Here is a 19,162-nt window from a genome sequence, read left to right as displayed (position 1 = left end):
TGGGGTGGGCCAGCCGATCCGCTGCGTCGGCCAGATGGCTGGCTCACCCCGGCCTGACCGTGGGTGTCAGGCCGTCCGCCGGCCCGGGTCCGGCGTTCCCCGGACCCGGGCGGAGCCGGGGTGGGCGGTCCACGCCACCCACCCCGGGTCGCCTCAGCCGTTCGGGAACAGGCTGCCGTAGTCGGCGTACGCCATGGCGACGTCAGCCTGTGCCCAGAACCGGTGGTAGTTGAAGCTCGGCTCCGGGCCACCGTCCAGGTACGCCTGCACCTTGGGCCAGTCCGGGTCGTTCTTGTAGAAGGACCGGATGTCGAGGAAGCTCTTGCCGGCGGCGATGGTGTCGCCGTTCGGCATCTTCCCGGTCCAGCCCGGCGGGACGTAGAGGCCCTGCCCGGTGGACGCGTTGTAGACGTCGTCGAAGCGCCGGTAGTCGCCACGCTTCTCGGTGGTGGAGACACCCTTGGCGTCGCTGGCGGCCGACAGTGCGTCGAGCAGCCCCTTGGCGGTGTCCTTCGCCGCCACGTTGCCGGACTTGGCCGCGTACGCGATCAGGATCCGGGCGTAGGCGGCGGTGACACCGACGTCCTGACCCTTGCTGATGACCTCGACGTGCAGGCCGGTGTTGGGCTGCGGGCTGGACGGGTTCCAGGTGGTCGGCTGACCGGTCCACGCCATGTCCGACGGGATCGACCAGTTGGTGCCGAGGGTGGTGTTGGCGATCGCCCAGGGCACCCACTTGTCCAGCAGCGCCTTGGCCTTCGCGTTGCCGGTCTGCTGGTACAGCTCGGCGATGCGCTGCATCGACCAGGCCTGCATACCGAACCACTGGTTCGACGGCGGGTCGTTGTAGACCGGGTCGACGTCGTAGAACATGCCGTAGAAGGTGCTGGTGCCGGCCGGCGGCTGGGCGTAGCTGCCGTCCCAGCTGTTGGTGGCGCCACCGGCGATGCCGCCCTCGGCGGACTGCAACCAGGTGTAGAACTCCAGCTGCCGTTCGAAGCTCTTGGTCCAGTCGGCGACCGCGGTCGCGGACTGCGGCTTGAGCTCCGGGGTGTTGGTCAGCGCCCAGGCCGCGAACGGGTTCTGGTAGCCGAAGTGGTTGTGGCTGGAGCCGATCCGCCAGGACCAGTTCTGGCTGGCGTCGTACGCGCCGCCCCAGGCGTAGTACCAGGACAGCAGGTAGTGCGCCGAGTCCTTGCCGCTGCCGGCGGGGCAGGTGCTGGCCCCGACGCAGTTGCCGATCTTCTTGAAGTACTTGTCGAACATCGCGTACCGCAGGTAGTCACCCATCTTGGCGGCCTTCGCGATGGTGGCCGCTACGTCGGCCTGCTTGTTCTGCTCCTTGGCCCAGGTCAGCGCCCAGTACGCGGCCTGCACGGCGCGGGCGTCGGCGTCCGGGGCGTTGGTGTACTTCCACTGCTTGGCGGGGGCGCCGGTGTCCTTGACGAACAGGTCGAGGTAGCCGTACTGACCGCCGTGCTTGAAGGTGTCGCAGGAGGGCTGCGGGACGGTTTCCCACACCGACTCCTGGGTGCCCCGCTGGAAGGTGTTGATGTAGGCCGGCTTGGTGGTGCCGTCACCGCAGCGGCCGAAGCCGTAGGTGTTGTCGACGTCCATCAGCCAGTGCATGCCGTAGATGTCGCCGGTGCCGTAGGTGGACTGCAACTCCGAGCGGAGCGGGTCCTGTCCGACCGGGACGTTCGGGTTCAGCGCCGACGGGTACTGGCTGGGCAGGTTGTACTCCGCGGCGTACTGCGGGGTGCCGGCGGAGCCGGCGGTCGGTTGGTCGGCGTGCGTGGGGATGATGTATTTTTCCATCACCGTCCAGGCGTTGTTGAACGGCGCCCAGTTCTGGGTGACCTTGCCGTAGTAGGCCTCCAGCCAGAGCCAGAAGCTGAACGCCTCCGAGGTGGTCTCGTGCCCGTGGTCGGGCGCCTCGACGATCAGCGTCTCCACCGAGTGGTACGGCACGCCCTCGGGGCTGAAGTAACCCGAGTTCTTGATCTTGCCGTACTGGTCGAGGAACTTCGCGATGTAGGTGTTGTCGCCGCCGGGGGTGTCGTTGTCGATCTCGGTGGCGGTGACCGCCAGCGAGGCGAGCCCGGTGGCGGAGGCGGTGATGGTGGCGGCACCGCCGGCGGTGTCGGCGTCCTCCGCCGCGGCGACCGTGACGGTGACTCCGGTGCTCCAGTTGCTCGGGGTCAGCGTGGCGGTGGCCGGCGAGACCGTGACATCGGTGTCGCCGGTGCGGGTGAGGGTGACCGGCACGTTGGCCGTCGGCGCGGCGCTGAGCTTCAGGTTGAAGGTGGCGGTGCCCCCCTCGGCGACGCTCACCGCGGACGGTGTGGCGACCAGCGTCGGGCCGGTTGCGGCACCGACGGTGAACGCCTTCTCGTCGACCCCGATGCCGTTGGCGTTGTCGTACGCCTTGGCCTGGACGGTGTAGCTGCCGGCCGGCAGGTCCTCCTGGGTGTACGCGTACGGGGCGGAGGTGTCGGTGTTGATCAGCAGGCCGTTGCGGTAGAACTCGACCTTGCTGATCGTCCCGTCCGGGTCGCTGGCGGTGGCGGTCAGCGGCACGTCGGCCGGAGCGGTGAACGGCCCGGTCGGCAGGCCGAGCGAGACCGTTGGCGGCTGGTTGGCCGGGGTGCCGTTGCAGGGGGTCCCGTTCAGGGTGAACGAGGTGGGCTTCGGGTTGCTGCCCGAGTGGGAGCCGTTGAAGCCGATGGTGGTGGAGGCCCCGGTGGCGAGGTTGCCGTTGTACGACTCGTTGGTCGCGGTGACCTCGCTGCCGGTCTGGCTGAACTTGGCCGACCAGCCCTGGGTGACCCGCTGACCGCTGGTCGGGAAGGTCCACTTGAGCGTCCAGTTGCTCACCGGGTCACCCAGGTTCTTGATGGTGACGTTCGCGGTGAAGCCGGTGTTCCAGTCGTTGGTCGCGTAGACCACGTCGCAGGCGGGTGCGGCCTGTGCGGCGCCGGCAGGCAGGGTCACCCCGCCGATGGCGAGCAGCGCGGCGGCGGCGAGCGCCACGCGCCGGCGTATTGCCAGTTGTCTCATGTGCGCGGTGTCTCCTCGGACCAGGCCGGGATGGTCCCCGGCGAGGCGCCTGCCCGCGAGGGTGGTGGTCCGCGGGGGATTCGAGGCGCCGGGAAGGTGGTCTTCCCCGGGCCCGGCCGGGGTAGGGCGGTGCGGCCCGCACGGGAGGGGGTCCCGCCGGCTGCGCTCGGGTGACCGTGACCGGAGGTGGTGCTGCCGGCTGCCCTCGGTGGACCCGCACTCACGCGATGTGGCTCCTGTCGCGTCGAATCGACAGTGTGCCATGGAAGCGCTCCCACAACAAGCGCGCGCGGCGGCGGATCAGCTCCTTGTTTCGATCTCGTTTTGGGTCTTTCACAAAGGCGTGACGGGCGTTACAGTCGCAACATCGGTCGATGGGAGCGCTTCCATCGACAAGGTTCCAAGTAGAAGATCACCGGGGCCGTCTCTGACGGGCCCGGTGAACCAGAACCGAGGGCCGACGACGGGCCAGCCCGGACGCCGTCGTCAGCCATCGTCCCGCCACATGGAGGGAGGTGGAACCAGAGCCACTCGCGTGGCCCGGCTCCCGCGCGACACGCACGGCAGGACCCAAATCTCGCCCGTGTGTGTGCAGTTACGGTGGGGACGGGGGTTGCCCTCCCCCGTCCCCACACTAAACCCCCGTACACGATAGGAAAAGAGGCCGACGGGACAGGCGCGTTGCGCCGCCCGGACGGCCTCGTTCGCTGCTCGGGGCCAGACCCGCCTCCACCACGCCAGCACCGGCCGCCTCGACGGCCGGATGACCGGCCGGCCGCGCCTGCCCTATCATGGGAGCGCTCCCGAACCTTCGGCGGTGGCCCCGTATCCATGAGGAGAATCCATGTCGATACCTACTGGGCCCGCCGGCCCGCTGCGCTTCCCGGACAACTTCGGCTGGGGCGCGGCCACCTCCGCGTACCAGATCGAGGGCGCTGCCAAGGAGGATGGGCGCGGCGAGTCCGTCTGGGACACCTTCAGCCGCGTCCCAGGGCGCACCCGTAACGGCGACACCGGCGACGTGGCCGCCGACCACTACCACCGGTACGCCGAGGACCTCGACCTCATGCGCGACCTCGGGCTGCGCAGCTACCGCTTCTCCATCTCCTGGCCACGGATCCAGCCCGACGGCACCGGCGCACCCAACCAGCGCGGACTCGACTTCTACCGCCGCCTCGTCGACGGCCTCCACGAGCGCGGCATCACCCCGATGGCCACCCTGTTCCACTGGGACCTCCCGCAGGCCCTGCAGGACGCCGACGGGTGGGAGTCGCGCGAGACCGCCCTCCGCTTCGCCGACTACGCCGACGCGGTCTTCGAGGCCCTCGGCGACCGGGTGCCGGCCTGGCTCACCATCAACGAGCCCAAGACCGTGGTGCAGAACGGCTACCTCGTCGGCCACCACGCCCCCGGCCGGCAGGACCCGGACGCGGCCTACCTGGTCGCCCACCACCTGCAGCTCGCGCACGGGCTCGCGGTCAGCGCGCTGCGCGCCACCGGCAGCGCCAGCCGGATCGGCCCCGCGCTCAACCTGCACCCCTGCTACCCCGCTGACGACTCGCCGCAGGCCGCAGCCGCCTCCCGCCTCTACGACGGCTACGAGAACCGCCTCTACCTCGACTCCCTGTTCAAGGGCAGCTACCCGGAGGACGTGCTGGCCGACCTGGGCCCGCAGAGCCGGATGGTCCAGGGCATCCGCGACGGCGACCTGGCGATCATCTCCGCACCGATCGACCTGCTGGCCGTGCAGTACTACACGCCCATCTACGTCACCGCCGACGGCGGCACCGAGCACCGCTGGGCGACCTCCGAAGCCGAGTGGCAGCAGATCTACCCCGACGGCATGTACGACATCCTGACCCGGGTCACCCGCGACTACGGCCCGATCCCGCTAACCGTCACCGAGAACGGGCTGCCCACACCGGACACGCTGGCCGTGGACGGCACCGTCCACGACGCCGGTCGGATCAACTTCCTCCGGGACCACCTCGCCGCCGCACACCGGGCCATCGCCGCCGGCGTGCCGCTGGAGAGCTTCCACGTCTGGTCACTGCTGGACAACTTCGAGTGGAACGAGGGGTACGACCAGCGGTGGGGACTGGTCTACGTGGACTACCCGACCCAGCGGCGGGTGCTCAAGAGCAGCGCCACCTGGTACCGCTCCGTGATCGCTGACGGCGGCTTCTGAGCGGCCGCCTCCCGGACAGCCGGGCCCGGACGGCTCGGCTCCGGTGAGCCGGTGACCGTCCGGGACCCAGCGCCGGGGTCGGTCAGCGGGGCAGCGCCTGCTGCAACTCCGCCCGCAGCGCCGGGGTGAGCATCTCCCCCGCCTGCTTGGCCAGCCGGGCCATCTCGTAACCCACCACACCGATGTCCGCGTCACCGGCGGCCAGCGTGGCCAGGATCGAACCGTCGCGTACCTGCATCACCAGGAAGTAGCCGCGGCCCATCTCGACCACCGTCTGCTTGACGATGTCGCCGTCGAACATCTGGGCCGCGCCCGCGGTGATGCTCATCAGCCCGGAGGTCACCGCGGCCAGCTTGTCCGCGTTGTCGCGGGGCAGGTGGTCGGAGAGCGCCACGAGCAGCCCGTCGGAGGAGACCACCACCGCGTGCGCCACGCCCGGCACCCGCTCCGCGAACGCGCTCACCAGCCAGCTCAGGTCACGCGCCTCCTGGCTCAACGTCGTCACTGTCGTCGTCCCCCTTCGTCGTGCCCCCCGGACGGTGGCACGGGTATCTCGGTGGTGTCCTCGGCCTCGGCGCGCCGCACTCCGCTGTAGAGCCGGGAGAGCATGCCGCCGACCGCCTCCGGGTCCGGGTCGGTGCGGGTCGGTGCCGACGTCGGTTGTGCCGAGCGGGTGACCGCGCTCAACTGTGCCATCGGCACCCGCATCGGCAGCCCTCGCTCATTCGTACCGGCGGTGACCGGGATCGCCGGTGGCACCGGCTGCGCGGGCACGACCGGCGCGGACGGATCCTGCCGCGACCACCAGCCCCCGCCGTTGTCGCGAGCGCTGGCCGGGGTCAACACGTCCTCGGCGCGCACCGGCACCGGACGGCCCTGGCGCGGCACGGCGACACCCGGTGGCCGACCGGCCACCGGCAGATCCCGTGCCTCGACGCGCGGCCCGGAGGCGACGGCCTCCCGCACAGCCCCGGGCTGCCGGGCCACTCCCCGGGCGGCGCTCGTGGCCAGCATCCGGGCCGGCGCCGGCGGATCCAGCTCCACCGAGCCCGCCGGGGCCAGCAACACCGCGGGCAACGCGAGCCGGGCGACCAGGCCGCCCTGGTGGTCGTCCAACCGCACCCTTACGCCCAGCCGGGACGCCAGGTGGCTGACGACGAAGAGACCCATCCGCTCCACCGCCGCGACGTCCGCGGCCGGCGGGGTGGCCAGCACGGCGTTCGCCTCGGCCAACGCCGTCGGGCTCATGCCCAGGCCACGGTCGGCGATCTCGATCAGCGCACCACCGGAGTCGACCCGGGCGGTCACCACCACGCTGGTGTCCGGGCGCGAGAAGGCGGTGGAGTTCTCCAGCAGCTCGGCCAGCAGGTGCACCAGCTCGCCGACGGCGTGCCCGACCATGTGCACGTCGGCCACCGCCTCGATCCGGACCCGCTGGTACTGCTCGATCTCCGCCGCGGCGGCCAGCAGCACCGCACCGAGACCGACGGGCCGGTTCCACCGACGGGTGGAGTCCGTGCCGGCGAGCACCAGCAGGCTCTCGTCGTTACGACGCATACGAGCGGCCAGGTGATCGAGCTTGAACAGGTTCTCCAGCTGGTCCGGGTCGCTCTCCTCGCGTTCCAGGTCGTCCAGCAGCTCCAGTTGGCGCTCCACCAGCACCTGGCTCCGGCGGGCCAGATTGACGAACATCGCGTTGACGTTGCGGCGCATGAGCGCCTGCTCGACAGCGACAGTGACGGCGCTGCGGTGCACCGCCACGAACGCCTCGGCCAGCTCGCCGATCTCGTCGAGCGAGCGGACCACTGCCGGCGCGACATCGATGTCCGGCACCCCGCCTCGGACGGTCTTCAGACGGTCCAGCGCCTCCGGCAGCTCGACCTGGGCGATCTGGAGCGCCTGGCTCCGCAGCAACCGCATCGACCGGGCGACCGAACGACCGACCAGCAACGAGATCAGCAGAGCGACCAGCAGGACCGCGACGATCCCGCCGACGACCAGCAGGGTGGCCCGCAACTGCCCGTCGCTGGCGTCGTCGGCCTGCCGCACGGCGTCGTCGAGCACACCCGCCTCAAACTGGCGCAGCAGCTCCTGCCGCTGCTGGCTGGCCCCCCACCACTGCTCCGACGGCAGCACCTCCGGCGCCTTGTCGCCGGCTGGCAGGCTGCGCTCCTCCAGCCGGGTGGCGACCACGAACATCGGGGCCACCGACGTCTCGTCGTACCGGCGAATCTGGTCGGACGTCGCGGCCACCCGGAACGCGCCGAGCGCGGTCAGCTGCTGGGCGCGCAGATCGGTGAGGAGCACCCGGTCCTCGGTGCCGTACCCGCCGGCGCGGGCGGCGGCGTAGAGCTGGCCCCGCACCCGGGAGGAGAGCTCCTTGACCCGGGCCAGTTGGACGTAGCGCAGCACCGCGTCGTTCAACGCCGGCTGGTCCTGACCAGGGGTCGGATCGGCGAGCAGGTCGATCAGCGCGCCGATGGCCCGGTGGTAGTTGCTCAGGATGGTCTCGCTGCTGAGCACCGCCGGTGGGATGGCCGGACGGATGTCGACCACCTGGTCGTACGCCTCCAGCGCCTCGGAGAAGGCCACCCGCCAGGACGCGTCGGCGTCGGCCAGCGGCTCGGCGGCCCGGCGCAGGTCCGCGACAGCCCGGTCGGTGGCGGTCTGCAACGGCTTCAGGTCGGTCGCCGTGGTCTCCCGCTCGCCGCCCCTGCGCAGCTCGCCCAACTCACCCGCCGAACGGTCGCGCTCCTGCTGGAGCTGGTGCACGGCGGCGGTGATCTGCCGGCCGATGCCGACCTGGCTGGAGAAGTCGTTCAACACCGTCGTCCGCCCCACCAGCGCGCTGGTCTGCACACCGGCGAGCAGCAGGAACGCCATCGAGGGCACCACCAGGACGGTGGCGAGCTTGGTGCTCATCCGCCAGTCCCGCAGGCGGAACGGCGAGCGCCGCCGGTGCGGCACCACTCGGACGTCGAAGCGTCGCCGGCGATGGTTCGACACCGCGCCGTTCGCCGGCTCGGGACCTACCGCCACCCTGCCTCCTCCGTCCTACCGCGTCCACCGCGGTCCGGGGAGCGCCGTCCATCCAACCAGGCTCGGGAGCGCTGTCAACGGCCCGGGCAACGCGGAGGTTCAGGAAGGATACTGCGGGTGGGACCGTCCTGCCGTGGTCGGCAGGACCAGCTCGTCCGTCCGGCCGATGTCGGCGAGGCCGATCGCGTCACCGAACCGGCCAAGTGCCACCAGTGCCGCGCCGGTGGCGCCGATCTCCGGGTTGCGTTGGTGCGACACCGGCCGCGGTGCGAGCGCGGCGGCGAAGGCCTGCCGCCACCACACCGACGCCGCCACGGCACCCCCACCCAGCACCACACCGACCGGTTTGTCGATGGTGGACTCCAGCACGGCGAGATCCTCTGTGACCAGGTCACACAGCCCCTGCATCAGCCCGGCCAGGATGTCCACCGAGGTGGTGCTGAAGCTGAGGCCACGCAGCTCACCGCTGCCCGCCGGCGCCAGGCCGGGCGCCCGGTCGCCACCGAAGCGGGGGTCGGCCGGTCGGCCACCGCCCGTCGGCACCAGTGCCAACGCCGCGTCCAGCTCCGCGCCCCGGGGCAACCGCAGCTCCCGGTCCGCCCAGGCGAACAGGTTGCCTCCGCAGGCGTACGCCGCGCCGGTCACCACGTGGTCGTGGTCGACCCGGTAACGCCACAGCCGTTCGGGGAGCCGGGGCATCGGCTCGCCGGCCGGGATCCGCTGCATCAGCCGTACGGCCGCGGAGGTGCCCACTGTGACGGCGGCCCGGCTCGGGTCGACGCAGCCCGAACCGACGTTCGACGCGCCGCCGTCGCCGACCGGCGGTGACCACCGGGCCTGCGCCAGCTGCGGCCAACGGCCGGCCAGGTCGGCCCGCAGCCGGCCGTGCCAGTTCAGCTCCCCGAGGGGCGGCAGGTCCTGCGGTCGCGCCTCGGCCAGCGTCAGCGCCTCCTCGTCCCAGCGCAGGGTGCGCAGGTCCAGCAGGCCGGTCCCGGAGGCCTGGGAGATCGACATGGGTGCCGAGTCGAGCAGTTCACCCAGCACGTACTCGGGCAGACCGACGAACCGGGCGATCGGGCTGCCGGACTGCTCCCGCAACCAGGGCAACCGCATCGACCAGTACGAGCGGTGCCACCAGCAGCCGGTGCGTTGGTGGAAGCCGTCCGGGTCGGCCGGTCCCGCCGTGCCGCCGACGGGCGCGGGCCGGGTGTCCAGCCAGGTGACCACCGGGCCCATCGGGGCACCGGCGCGGTCCAGCGGGAGCACCGAGTGCCACTGCGCGGAGACCGCCACCAGGCCGACGTCGTGCAGGTGCCCCGCGTCGGCCAACTCGTCCAGGCACTCGACCAGGGAGGCGAGATAGTCGGGACCGGACAGCGTGCCGGTGCCGTCGTCGCCGATGGCGAGGTCGACCTTGCGCCGGGCCAGGGCACCGGGCAGCGGCTGGGTGTCCCCGTCCAGCACCAACCCCCGGACGGAGGAGGTACCCAGATCGAGCGCGAGAATGTTCATCGCCGGTCAAGTTACCCGGTGCGAACAGGGCAACGGGCGCGTAGGGTGGATCACATGCTCGCGCATCTGACCAGTTGGTGGCCCGCCGACCCGGCGGCCACCCTCCGCGCGTAGCTTCATCCACGCGGCCGCCCTCCAGGCGGCCGCCGGATCTCCCGGCCGGATGGCCGCCTCAACGGCGGCGCCCAGCCCGACGGAGACCCCGATGACCCACCTGACCGACCTGATCGCCGCCATCGCCAGCGGTGTCGACCCTGGTCCCTTCGCCCTGCTGCGCCGTGAGGGCGCGGACGAGCTGGAGCTGTTCACCGGCCCGGTCGACACTGTCGAACGGCTCGCGGACATCCCGCTGACGCCGGGCGCACCCGGTGCGCAGACGCTGGCCCTGGTGCCGTTCCGGCAGATCTCCGAACGCGGCTTCGCCTGCGTCGATGACGGCGCCCCGCTGGAATGCCTGCAGGTCCGCGACCATCGACGGATCGCCCTGGCCGATGCCCTGGCAATCCTGCCCGACGAGCAGGTCCGCACGATCGACGCGGCCTTCGACATCACCGACGAGGAGTACGCACGGACCGTGCACCGGGTGCTCGCCGAGGAGATCGGCCGCGGCGAGGGCGCCAACTTCGTCATCCACCGCACCATGCACGCCACCGTTCAGGGCCCACCGCTGATGGCGGCGCTGGCCGCGCTGCGCCGGTTGCTGGTCGCCGAGCGCGGCGCGTACTGGACGTTCGTGGTGCACACCGGCACCCGGACGATGGTCGGCGCGAGCCCGGAACGACACGTCAGCGTCGACGACGGCCTGGTCATGATGAACCCGATCAGCGGCACCTTCCGGCGCGCGGGTGACACCCCGGACCGGGAGGCGCTGCTGCGGTTCCTCGACGACCCGAAGGAGGTCGAGGAGCTGTACATGGTGCTCGACGAGGAGCTGAAGATGATGGCCACCGTCGCCGAGCACGGCGGCCAGGTGATCGGCCCGTACCTGAAGGAGATGTCGCACCTGGCGCACACCGAGTACCTGCTCGCCGGGCGGGGCACCCGGGACGTGCGGGAGGTGCTGCGCGAGACGATGTTCGCCCCCACCGTGACGGGCAGCCCGATGGAGAACGCCTGCCGGGTGATCGCCCGACACGAGCGCCGGGGCCGCGGCTACTACTCCGGCGTGCTGGCCCTGCTCGGCCACGACGAGGCCGGCCGACAGACGCTCGACGCCCCGATCCTGATCCGCACCGCGGAGATCTCCCCCACCGGCCGGCTGCGGGTCCCGGTGGGTGCCACCCTGGTCCGGCACTCGACGGCAGCCGGTGAGGTGGCCGAGACGCATGCCAAGGCCGCCGGTGTGCTGGCCGCCCTCGGCCTCGGGCCGGCGGCGCCCGACCGCGGGAGCGAGCCGGTCGCGCGGCTGGCCGACGACCCCGCGGTACGCGACGCGCTGGCCATGCGCAACGCACCGCTGGCGCGGTTCTGGTTGGACCAGCGGGCACCGGACGCACCCGGGCTGCCCGGGTTGGTGGGCCGTCAGGCGTTGATCGTGGACGCCGAGGACACCTTCACCGGCATGCTGGCCCACCAGCTGGGCGCGTTGGGTCTCGCGGTGACCACCCGACCGTGGCACGCGAGCGGCTCGGTCGACGGGTACGACCTGGTGGTGGCCGGTCCCGGGCCGGGTGACCCGGGCAGCACCGACGAGCCGAAGATGGTGGCGCTGCGGGAGCTGCTGGGCGGGCTGCTGGCGACCGGCCGACCCACCCTCGCCGTCTGCCTCGGCCACCAGGTGCTGGCCGGTCAGTTGGGGCTGCCGCTGCACCGCAGGGACGCGCCCTACCAGGGGTTGCAGCGGGAGGTGCCGCTGTTCGGCACAACCCGGCGGGTGGGGTTCTACTCGACGTTCACCGCCCGCGCGGAGGCGGACCGGCTGGACACGGCGTACGGGCCGGTGGAGTTGGCCCGGGATCCGGGTGACGGGGCCGTGCACGCCCTCCGGGGACGTGGCTTCGCCGGGGTGCAGTTTCACCCCGAGTCGGTGCTCAGCCCGGACGGGCTCGCCGTGCTGACCGAGTTGCTGACCGACCTGCTGCCGGCACCGCGCGCCGACGAGCTGTCCACCACCGGCGGGCGCGCATAGTCGCTCCGCCGGAGGGTAGGGCTGGAACGACCGGTGGCACGGACGGGCCGAGAGCCCCCGCCCGCGCCACCGGTCGTTTCCGCCGTCAGCCGGCCATGCCCGCCTTCAGCGCGGTGCCCAGCAGCACCGCACGCCGCGCGGTCAGCGCACAGGCGCCGAGTGCCACAGCGTCCGGGGCGATCTCCCCGTTGTTGCTCGTGTGCGAAGCGCCGTAAGGGTTGCCGGCGATGAACTGGCTGGTGTCGGTGTAGCCGGGGGTGACCACCACACCGCCCCAGTGGTAGAAGACGTTGAAGAGCGAGGTCAGCGTGGTCTCCTGCCCGCCGTGCGAGGTCGCCGTGGAGGTGAAGGCGGAGTAGACCTTGTTGGCCAGCGCGCCCTGCGCCCACAGCGGGCCGGTGGTGTCGATGAACTGCTTGAGCTGGGCCGCGACCATGCCGTACCGGGTGGGCGCCCCCATGATCACCACGTCGGCCCAGGACAGGTCGTCGACCATCGCCTCGGGCACGTCCTGGGTCTCCAGACGGTGCGCCTGCCAGCCGGAGTTGGAGCGGATCGCCTCGTCCGGCGCCAGCTCACGCACCTTGCGCAGGCGCACCTCGGCGCCGGCCTCCCCGGCGGCCTCGCAGGCCGCCTGAGCCATCTGGTACGTGATGCCGGTGGCGCTGTAGTAGATCACCGCTACCTTGGTCTGGGCAGCCATCAGATGTTCCCCTATCTCGTCTCGGGTCAGCTCTCGCGACTACCCGTCGCGCGCGATCTCTAACGGCGGCGCCCGGACGATCCCACCCGCCGATCGGCGGGGCTCAATTTTTCCGCAACTTCCCGGTGGTTTTCGCCCTGCGCCCCGCATAGACGACGATCCTGATGCCATCGGTGCCGGCGGGAACCAGCCGCCGCCCCGCACCGGGCACCTGAACGGGGGATCGCGCTCCGCCACCAACGACGCTGGCGTAGCGCGATCAGGGGCCGTCCAGCGTGCTCAGACCGGATGGCGGACGCGCTCAGTGGACCAGGGCCGCCATCAGCCGGTCCAGCTCGGCCGCCGGGTCAGCGGTGAGCCCGGTGTGCACCGGCCCAGTCTGGATCATCGTGCTGCGCGGAGCCGCCAGCCAGTGGAACCGCTCGCCGAGTCGCATCCGGGTCGCCGGCCCGTCGCCGGCGCACGTCCGGTTCAGGGAGTCGAGCACCGCGGCCACCGCCGGCAGGTCCACGTCGGGTGCCAGTGCGCGGACCCGGTCGGCGTCGAGGTGCGTGCGCGCCGCCAGGAAGTCACGTTGCTGGCAGTAGAGCAACAGCCCGACGTTGATCTGCTCGCCGCGCTCGATGCGGGGCACCAGCCGGATCAGCGCGTACTCGAAGGGATGCCTCATGCGGCGCTCCCCTGCGGCAGCCAGTCGGCCGTGCGGGCGACGCGGCGGGACAGGTGCTCCAGGTACGCGGCCCGTGCGGCGTCGGCCGTCTCGAAATCGGCAGCGGTCAGCCAGTCCGCTGGCACCAGGGCGAGCACTTCGGTGAGCAGCTCCGGGGTGACCCGGGGGGCCAGCTCGGCGTCGGCCTCGGCCAACAGTGACGCGTACGGGGCGAGCACGTGGTCCTCAGCTCGGTAGGCGCGGTGCACTGCCGCCTGGGCCCGGGGCCAGTTGTGGTGGAAGTACAGCGAGGCCCCGTGGTCGATCAACCACAGCTCCCGGTGCCAGACCAGCAGGTTCGGGTTACGCCAACTCCGGTCGACGTTCTCCACGTACGCGTCGAACCAGAGCACCCGGGAGGCCAGCGCCGCGTCGACGGGATGCGCCATCGGGTCGAAGCCGAGCGCTCCCGGCAGGAAGTCCATCCCCAGGTTGGCGCCGCCGCTGTTGCGCAGCAGCTCCTGCACCTCCTGGTCGGGCTCGGCCCGACCGATGACCGGGTCGATGTCGAGCACCACCAGCGGGGGCACCCGCAGCTCCAAGCGGCGGGCCAGCTCACCGCAGATCACCTCGGCGATCAGCGCCTTGGGCCCCTGGCCGGCGCCTCGGAACTTCGCCACGTACGTGCCCAGGTCGTCGGCCTCCACGACGCCAGGCAGCGACCCACCCTCGCGCAGCGGGGTGACGTAGCGGATCGCGGTGACCTGGCGGAGCACGACGCCCACCCTACTGGGACCGGCTGCCCGGCCCGCACCGGTGAGCGCGATACCTCTGAGTCATCAAAATGCCTCACAGTCATCACGCTCACCGGTGCGTGCCCGCCGAAGCGGGCGGGTCAGTCGAGCTTGTCGCGTAGGTCGTCGACCTGCTCTTGGAGGCGATTCACCGCGCTGTCGTTGTTGACGAAGGTGGTGATGCCCGCGGCCAGGCCCAGGCCGATCAGCACGGCCAGGATGCTCAACACGAGGCCGCCGATGGCGACGCCCCGACCGGTCACCCCTGGCCGGCGGGCCATCTTCAGCCCGACGATGCCGAGGATGATGCCGATGATGCCGAGCACCAGCCCGATCCAGGCGAGGATGGCGGTCAGCACGCTGAGCAGGCCGGCCACCCCGAAGACCAGTGCGAAGGTGGCGGCCGCGCTGGTCTTGGCGGCGGTGGTGGGCGCCCGGTGGGTCCGCGACCCGGCCGGTTCGCTTGCGGCAGTCATGGGACTCCCTTCCGTACGCGCGGCGCGCGCACTTCCGGGTGACCGCCTTCCCACTGCCTGGGCCGTTATGCCAGCCCAGCCGGGCCATCGCCGCAGGCCCACTGTCGGTCGGGTGCCCTAACCTGGCGCAACCACCTGCGGGGAAGGGAGTCCGATGACCAGGGAGCTGACGGCGTCCGAGGCGCTTGATCTGCGGATGACGAGTCTGCTGCTACGCCCGCACCCGAGCATCCTGCCCGGCGACGTCGCCGGGGTGGTCCAGTGGTTCGGCGCGATGCAGGCGCAGGATCTGGCGAGCGGTCTGTGGTCGTTGGGCGCGCGGCTGCCCGGGCAGAGCGTCGCCGACGTGCAGGCGGCGCTGGAGCGACGCGAGGCACTGCGCACCTGGCCGATGCGGGGCACCGTTCACCTCGTCCCTCCCGCCGACGCCCGCTGGATGCTGGAGCTGACCGGCGTACGCTCGCTGGCTGGCGCGGCGACCCGGCGCGCGCAGCTCGGGCTCACCGAGACCGACGCGGACCGGGCGGTGGATGTCCTCGGCAGCGCCCTGGCCGGTGGCGGCCGGCTCACCCGCGCGCAGTGCCTCGCCGCCCTGCGCGCCGCCGGCATCGGGACCGACGGCCAGCGTGGCTACCACCTGCTGTGGTACGCGAGTGTCCGCGGGGTGACCTGCGTGGCACCGAACCTGGGCACCGAACAGACCTTCGCGCTGCTGGACGAGTGGGCGCCCGAGTCACGCCACCTGGAACGGGACGAGGCGCTGGCCCTGCTCGCCCACCGCTACGTCCGCGGGCACGGGCCTGTCACCGCCCGCGAGTTCGCCGGCTGGACGGGCCTCACCCTGACCGACGCGCGGCGCGGCCTGGCCGCCGCCGGTGACCTGCTGAGCACGGTACGGGTCGACGGCGAGCCGATGCACGTCGACGCGGCGCTGGCCGACACCGCCCCTCCCCCGCTGGACGACATGATCGTGCTGCCGGGCTTCGACGAATACCTGCTCGGCTACCGGGACCGCTCGTTGATGCTCGACCCCGCGCACCAGGCGGCCGTGGTGCCCGGCAACAACGGCATCTTCCAGGCCACAGTGGTCCGCTCCGGGCGGGTGGTGGGCGTGTGGAAGCGCAAGGTCGGCCGCCGCGCAGTCACCGTGACGGTCCAGCCGCTGACGACGCTCGACGCCGCGGCACGGGCTCGGGTGGAGCAGGCGCTCGGACGGTACGCGGACTTCCTCGGGCTGCCTCCCCGCTTCGACTGGCTGACCTGACCGCGCCGCGTCAATCCTCGGTCGGGGCCCTGTTGGCCCGTCGTGGGCGGGCGGCGCTGAGCAGGTCGACGATCCGGGTCACCCGAGGATCCGAGCGGATCTCCGCCACGGTTTTCGGCAGTGGCAGCCGCCAGTTCGGATACTCGTCCACAGTGCCCGGCATGTTGGGTTGGCGCACTTCGCCCAGCACGTCGTAGAGGGAGACGCCGAGCAACCGGGTCGGGCTGGCCGCGAGCGCGGCGTGCATCGCCACCACCACCTCGCCGTCGTCGGGTGTCGGAGCCGCACCGGGCGACGCCGGGTCGGCGGTCGGCGCCGGGTCGGGCAGCAGGCTCTCGGCACGCAGCATGTCCAGCAGCCGCTCCCGGTCGGTGGCGGCCCGGGCCTGCTCCACCGCCACGTCGGTGCCGAGCAGCTTCAACTCGTCGCGCACCCGGACGTGCTCGCCGGTCAGGAAACCCGGCGCGGTGGGCAGGTCGTGTGTGGAGATCGTGGCGAGGGCGTTGCGCGGCCAACGGGCCGGCGGGACGAACCCGCCATCGTCGTCGCGAGCGAACCACAGCACTGTCGAGCCGAGCATGTTGCGCCCGCGCAGCCCACGGGTCACCGCGGGTTGGACGGTGCCGAGATCCTCCCCGACCACCACCGCGCCGGCCCGGTGCGCCTCCAGCGCGAGGATGCCGAGCATCGCCTCGGCGTCGTAGCGCACGTAGGTGCCCTCGGCCGCGCCGGCGCCCGGCGGCACCCACCACAGCCGCCACAGGCCGGCGACGTGGTCGACCCGCAGACCACCCGCGTGTCGCAGGGTCCGGCGCAGCATGTCCCGGTAGGCCGCGTACCCGGTGGCGGCGAGCCGGTCGGGACGCCAGGCGGCGAGCCCCCAGTCCTGGCCGAGCTGGTTGAAGTCGTCCGGCGGCGCGCCGACCCGCACACCCTGGGCCAGCACGTCGGCGAGCTGCCAGCCGTCCGCGCCTCCGGGGTCGATGCCGACGGCCAGGTCGTGCACCACGCCGACCGGCATTCCGGCCGCCCGGGCCGCCGCCGTCACGGCGTCCAGTTGCTCGTCGCACAGGTGCTGCAACCAGGCGTGGAAGGCCACCCGGTCGGCGAGCTGCCGACGCTGCTCGGCGACCGCCGGGGCGTCCGGGTGGTGCAGGTCCTCCGGCCAGGCACGCCAGTCGTTGCCGTGCCGCTCGGCGAGCGCACACCAGGTGGCGAAGCTGGCGAGCGCCGGGTCCGCGGCAAGGTCGACCGGCTGGGCGTACGGGTGCAGCAGCTCCAGGGCGTGCCGCTTGGCGGTCCACACCTGGTCGTAGTCGATCAGATCCCCACGGTCGGGGCGCAGGGCGTCGACCACCGCCCGGGTGGCCGGGTCCGCCGCACGGTACGCGGCCGTGTCGCTGACCCGCAGGTACAGCGGGTTGACGAAGCGTCGACTGGCGGGCGAGTAGGGCGAGGCGGCGACCGGGTGCGCCGGCCCGACCGCGTGCAGCGGGTTGAGCAGCACCAGCCCCGCGCCCGTGTCACCGGCCCAACCGGTGAACTCGGCGAGATCGCCGAGGTCGCCCATGCCCCACGAGCGTTCCGAGGTGAGCGCGTAGAGCTGGAGCATCCAACCCCAGGTGCGTGGCGGCACCGGCAGCCGACGGGGCACCACCACCAGCGTCGCCTCGCGGCCGGCGCAGGCCAACCGGTGCCAGCCCAACGGCAGGTCCCCCGGCAGCTCGCTGTCGACCGCGCGGCGGCCGCCGTCCTCCAGGGTGACGACACCCGGGCCGGGCAGTGCCCGGGTCGTGCCGTGGGCGAGCACCACCGTCTCCGGCAGTGCGCCCCGGTCGACGGCACGGGCGGCGGTGAGCGCATCGGCGATGGCGGCCGGGCTGGTGGCGTCCACACCGAGCAGCCCGAGCACGCCCACCACGGTCTCCGGTGCGACCTCGACACGGCGGTGCCGCCAGTCCTCGTACCAGGTGGACACGCCGTGCGCGTTCGCCAGCGCGGCCAGTCGTCGGTTCATCCCGCCCCCCGCCTCACGACTCGACCTCCGACCACCTTGCCACGACCGGGCACGCGGCGCAGGACACGGCGAGGGCCGGCGGGCGAACCCGCCGGCCCACCTCGCTGGACGCTGTCAGTCGTCGAGCGCCCCCGCCGCCCGACCGTCGCGCAGGGTCAGGTTGCGCCCGGTGGCCGGGTCGAACAGGTGGATCTTCTCCAGGTTGAACCAGACCCGTCGCGACTGCCCCTCGGCGACCGCCGACTCCGCGGACAGCCGGGTCACCAGGTTGCCGCCACCTCCGGCGAAGTCGGCGGCGCCGGCGTCGGCGGCCAACTCCTCCAACTCGGCGGCGCTGGCCTTCTCGCCCTCCACGGTGAAGTAGACGTACTTGTCCGAGCCCATCGACTCGACGATGTCCACCGGCGCCTCGAACTCCATGCCCCGGCGACGGGTGTCGTCGTCGACCAGCTCGGCGTCCTCGAAGTGCTCGGGGCGGATGCCGAGGATCAGCTCTCGGGGCGCGTCGGCCGACTCCAGTTCCCGACGGATCCGGTCGCCGATCGGCACGTCACCCAGGGCAGTGTGCAGGCTGCCGTCCTGCAGGGCGGCGTGCAGGAAGTTCATCGACGGCGAGCCGATGAACCCGGCGACGAACAGGTTGCGCGGGTGGTCGTACAGCTCCTGCGGTGGCCCGACCTGCTGCACCGCGCCACCGCGCATGATCACCACGCGGTCGCCGAGGGTCATCGCCTCGGTCTGGTCGTGCGTGACGTAGACGGTGGTGGTGCCGAGCTGCTTCTGCAACCGGGACACCACAGTGCGCATCTGCACCCGTAGCTTGGCGTCGAGGTTGGACAGCGGCTCGTCCATCAGGAACGCCTTGGGCTGCCGGACGATCGCGCGACCCATCGCGACCCGCTGGCGCTGACCGCCGGAGAGGTTGGCCGGCTTGCGGTCCAGCAGGAAGGTCAGCTCCAGCACCTTCGCCGCCTCGTCGACCTTCCGGTTGATGGTTTCCTTGTCCATCTTCGCCAGCCGCAGCGGGAACGCCATGTTCTCCCGCACTGTCATGTTCGGGTACAGCGCGTACGACTGGAACACCATGGCGATGTCCCGGTCCCGGGGCGCCTTGTCGTTGACCCGCTGCCCCGCGATGCGCAGCTCACCGGAGCTGATGTCCTCCAACCCGGCGATCATGTTGAGGGTGGTGGACTTTCCGCAGCCCGAGGGGCCGACCAGGATCACGAACTCGCCGTCGGCGATCTCCAGGTCGACGTCCTGCACGGCGACGGTCCCGTCCGGGAAACTCTTGCTCACCTTGTCCAGCACGATGTCAGCCATGACTACTCA

The 19,162-nt window shown here is 72.0% G+C and carries 13 protein-coding genes; 3 read left to right on the top strand and 10 right to left on the bottom strand.

The window, feature by feature from the left end; all coding sequences use genetic code 11:
- Positions 1 to 153 precede the first annotated feature (153 nt).
- On the bottom strand, positions 154 to 3,060 hold the full coding sequence (locus tag KBX46_RS31410) for a glycoside hydrolase family 48 protein (protein WP_210795641.1): 2,907 nt from the start codon (positions 3,058 to 3,060) through the stop codon (positions 154 to 156).
- An 844-nt stretch (positions 3,061 to 3,904) separates the two neighbouring features.
- Here KBX46_RS31410 and KBX46_RS31405 point away from each other — a divergent pair.
- On the top strand, positions 3,905 to 5,248 hold the full coding sequence (locus KBX46_RS31405; protein ID WP_088949110.1) for a GH1 family beta-glucosidase: 1,344 nt from the start codon (positions 3,905 to 3,907) through the stop codon (positions 5,246 to 5,248).
- Between the two features lie 82 nt (positions 5,249 to 5,330).
- On the opposite strand, the gene KBX46_RS31400 is transcribed toward KBX46_RS31405, so the two are convergent.
- The 3 genes from KBX46_RS31400 to KBX46_RS31390 form a co-directional block, all read right to left on the bottom strand.
- Positions 5,331 to 5,744, bottom strand: a complete 414-nt coding sequence (locus KBX46_RS31400) for a roadblock/LC7 domain-containing protein (protein WP_197699692.1) — start codon at positions 5,742 to 5,744, stop codon at positions 5,331 to 5,333.
- 5 nt (positions 5,745 to 5,749) lie between these two features.
- Positions 5,750 to 8,287 (bottom strand): nitrate- and nitrite sensing domain-containing protein, encoded by a 2,538-nt coding sequence (locus KBX46_RS31395; RefSeq protein WP_210795639.1) that lies wholly within the window; start codon positions 8,285 to 8,287, stop codon positions 5,750 to 5,752.
- Positions 8,288 to 8,386: 99 nt separating this feature from the next.
- Positions 8,387 to 9,799, bottom strand: a complete 1,413-nt coding sequence (locus KBX46_RS31390) for an FGGY family carbohydrate kinase (RefSeq protein WP_210795637.1) — start codon at positions 9,797 to 9,799, stop codon at positions 8,387 to 8,389.
- 205 nt (positions 9,800 to 10,004) lie between these two features.
- Between KBX46_RS31390 and KBX46_RS31385 the strand changes: the two genes are divergently transcribed.
- Positions 10,005 to 11,927, top strand: a complete 1,923-nt coding sequence (locus KBX46_RS31385) for an anthranilate synthase family protein (protein ID WP_210795635.1) — start codon at positions 10,005 to 10,007, stop codon at positions 11,925 to 11,927.
- 85 nt (positions 11,928 to 12,012) lie between these two features.
- On the opposite strand, the gene wrbA is transcribed toward KBX46_RS31385, so the two are convergent.
- The 4 genes from wrbA to KBX46_RS31365 all read right to left on the bottom strand — a co-directional run bounded on the left by wrbA (position 12,013) and on the right by KBX46_RS31365 (position 14,549).
- Positions 12,013 to 12,630, bottom strand: coding sequence for an NAD(P)H:quinone oxidoreductase (gene wrbA / locus KBX46_RS31380; RefSeq protein ID WP_088949114.1), 618 nt, complete (start codon positions 12,628 to 12,630; stop codon positions 12,013 to 12,015).
- A gap of 301 nt (positions 12,631 to 12,931) precedes the next feature.
- A complete protein-coding gene (locus tag KBX46_RS31375; RefSeq protein WP_141910336.1) occupies positions 12,932 to 13,300 on the bottom strand; it encodes a DUF3037 domain-containing protein in 369 nt (122 codons plus the stop codon).
- Positions 13,297 to 14,055 carry a HipA family kinase gene (locus tag KBX46_RS31370; protein ID WP_141910337.1) on the bottom strand — a complete coding sequence of 253 codons (759 nt, stop codon included), beginning with the start codon at positions 14,053 to 14,055 and terminating at the stop codon, positions 13,297 to 13,299. Before KBX46_RS31370 ends, KBX46_RS31375 begins: the two co-directional genes overlap by 4 nt.
- Positions 14,056 to 14,174: 119 nt before the next feature.
- Complete coding sequence (locus KBX46_RS31365; RefSeq protein ID WP_210795633.1) at positions 14,175 to 14,549, bottom strand: hypothetical protein; 375 nt, start codon at positions 14,547 to 14,549, stop codon at positions 14,175 to 14,177.
- A gap of 154 nt (positions 14,550 to 14,703) precedes the next feature.
- Between KBX46_RS31365 and KBX46_RS31360 the strand changes: the two genes are divergently transcribed.
- Positions 14,704 to 15,813, top strand: coding sequence for a winged helix DNA-binding domain-containing protein (locus KBX46_RS31360; RefSeq protein ID WP_210795631.1), 1,110 nt, complete (start codon positions 14,704 to 14,706; stop codon positions 15,811 to 15,813).
- A 10-nt stretch (positions 15,814 to 15,823) separates the two neighbouring features.
- Here KBX46_RS31360 and malQ read toward each other — a convergent pair whose 3' ends face one another.
- Both malQ and KBX46_RS31350 read right to left on the bottom strand, forming a co-directional pair.
- Positions 15,824 to 17,830, bottom strand: a complete 2,007-nt coding sequence (malQ, locus tag KBX46_RS31355) for a 4-alpha-glucanotransferase (protein ID WP_210795629.1) — start codon at positions 17,828 to 17,830, stop codon at positions 15,824 to 15,826.
- 114 nt (positions 17,831 to 17,944) lie between these two features.
- Positions 17,945 to 19,153: an ABC transporter ATP-binding protein gene (locus tag KBX46_RS31350; RefSeq protein WP_210795627.1), complete on the bottom strand. Its 1,209-nt coding sequence runs from the start codon at positions 19,151 to 19,153 to the stop codon at positions 17,945 to 17,947.
- Positions 19,154 to 19,162 lie beyond the last annotated feature (9 nt).

It is taken from the genome of Micromonospora sp. C81, from assembly GCF_018070425.1.
GTDB lineage: Bacteria > Actinomycetota > Actinomycetes > Mycobacteriales > Micromonosporaceae > Micromonospora > Micromonospora zamorensis.
The sequence above is the reverse complement of the archived record's forward strand: the minus strand, read 5'-3'. Positions and strand labels throughout refer to the sequence as shown.

Bases quoted from the DNA above. Each gene is read 5' to 3' on its own strand.
- KBX46_RS31410 (WP_210795641.1), bottom strand. From the start codon at position 3,060: ATGAGACAACTGGCAATACGCCGGCGCGTGGCGCTCGCCGCCGCCGCG.
- KBX46_RS31405 (WP_088949110.1), top strand. From the start codon at position 3,905: ATGTCGATACCTACTGGGCCCGCCGGCCCGCTGCGCTTCCCGGACAAC.
- KBX46_RS31390 (WP_210795637.1), bottom strand. From the start codon at position 9,799: ATGAACATTCTCGCGCTCGATCTGGGTACCTCCTCCGTCCGGGGGTTG.
- KBX46_RS31385 (WP_210795635.1), top strand. From the start codon at position 10,005: ATGACCCACCTGACCGACCTGATCGCCGCCATCGCCAGCGGTGTCGAC.
- wrbA (WP_088949114.1), bottom strand. From the start codon at position 12,630: ATGGCTGCCCAGACCAAGGTAGCGGTGATCTACTACAGCGCCACCGGC.
- KBX46_RS31375 (WP_141910336.1), bottom strand. From the start codon at position 13,300: ATGAGGCATCCCTTCGAGTACGCGCTGATCCGGCTGGTGCCCCGCATC.
- KBX46_RS31365 (WP_210795633.1), bottom strand. From the start codon at position 14,549: ATGACTGCCGCAAGCGAACCGGCCGGGTCGCGGACCCACCGGGCGCCC.
- KBX46_RS31360 (WP_210795631.1), top strand. From the start codon at position 14,704: ATGACCAGGGAGCTGACGGCGTCCGAGGCGCTTGATCTGCGGATGACG.
- malQ (WP_210795629.1), bottom strand. From the start codon at position 17,830: ATGAACCGACGACTGGCCGCGCTGGCGAACGCGCACGGCGTGTCCACC.
- KBX46_RS31350 (WP_210795627.1), bottom strand. From the start codon at position 19,153: ATGGCTGACATCGTGCTGGACAAGGTGAGCAAGAGTTTCCCGGACGGG.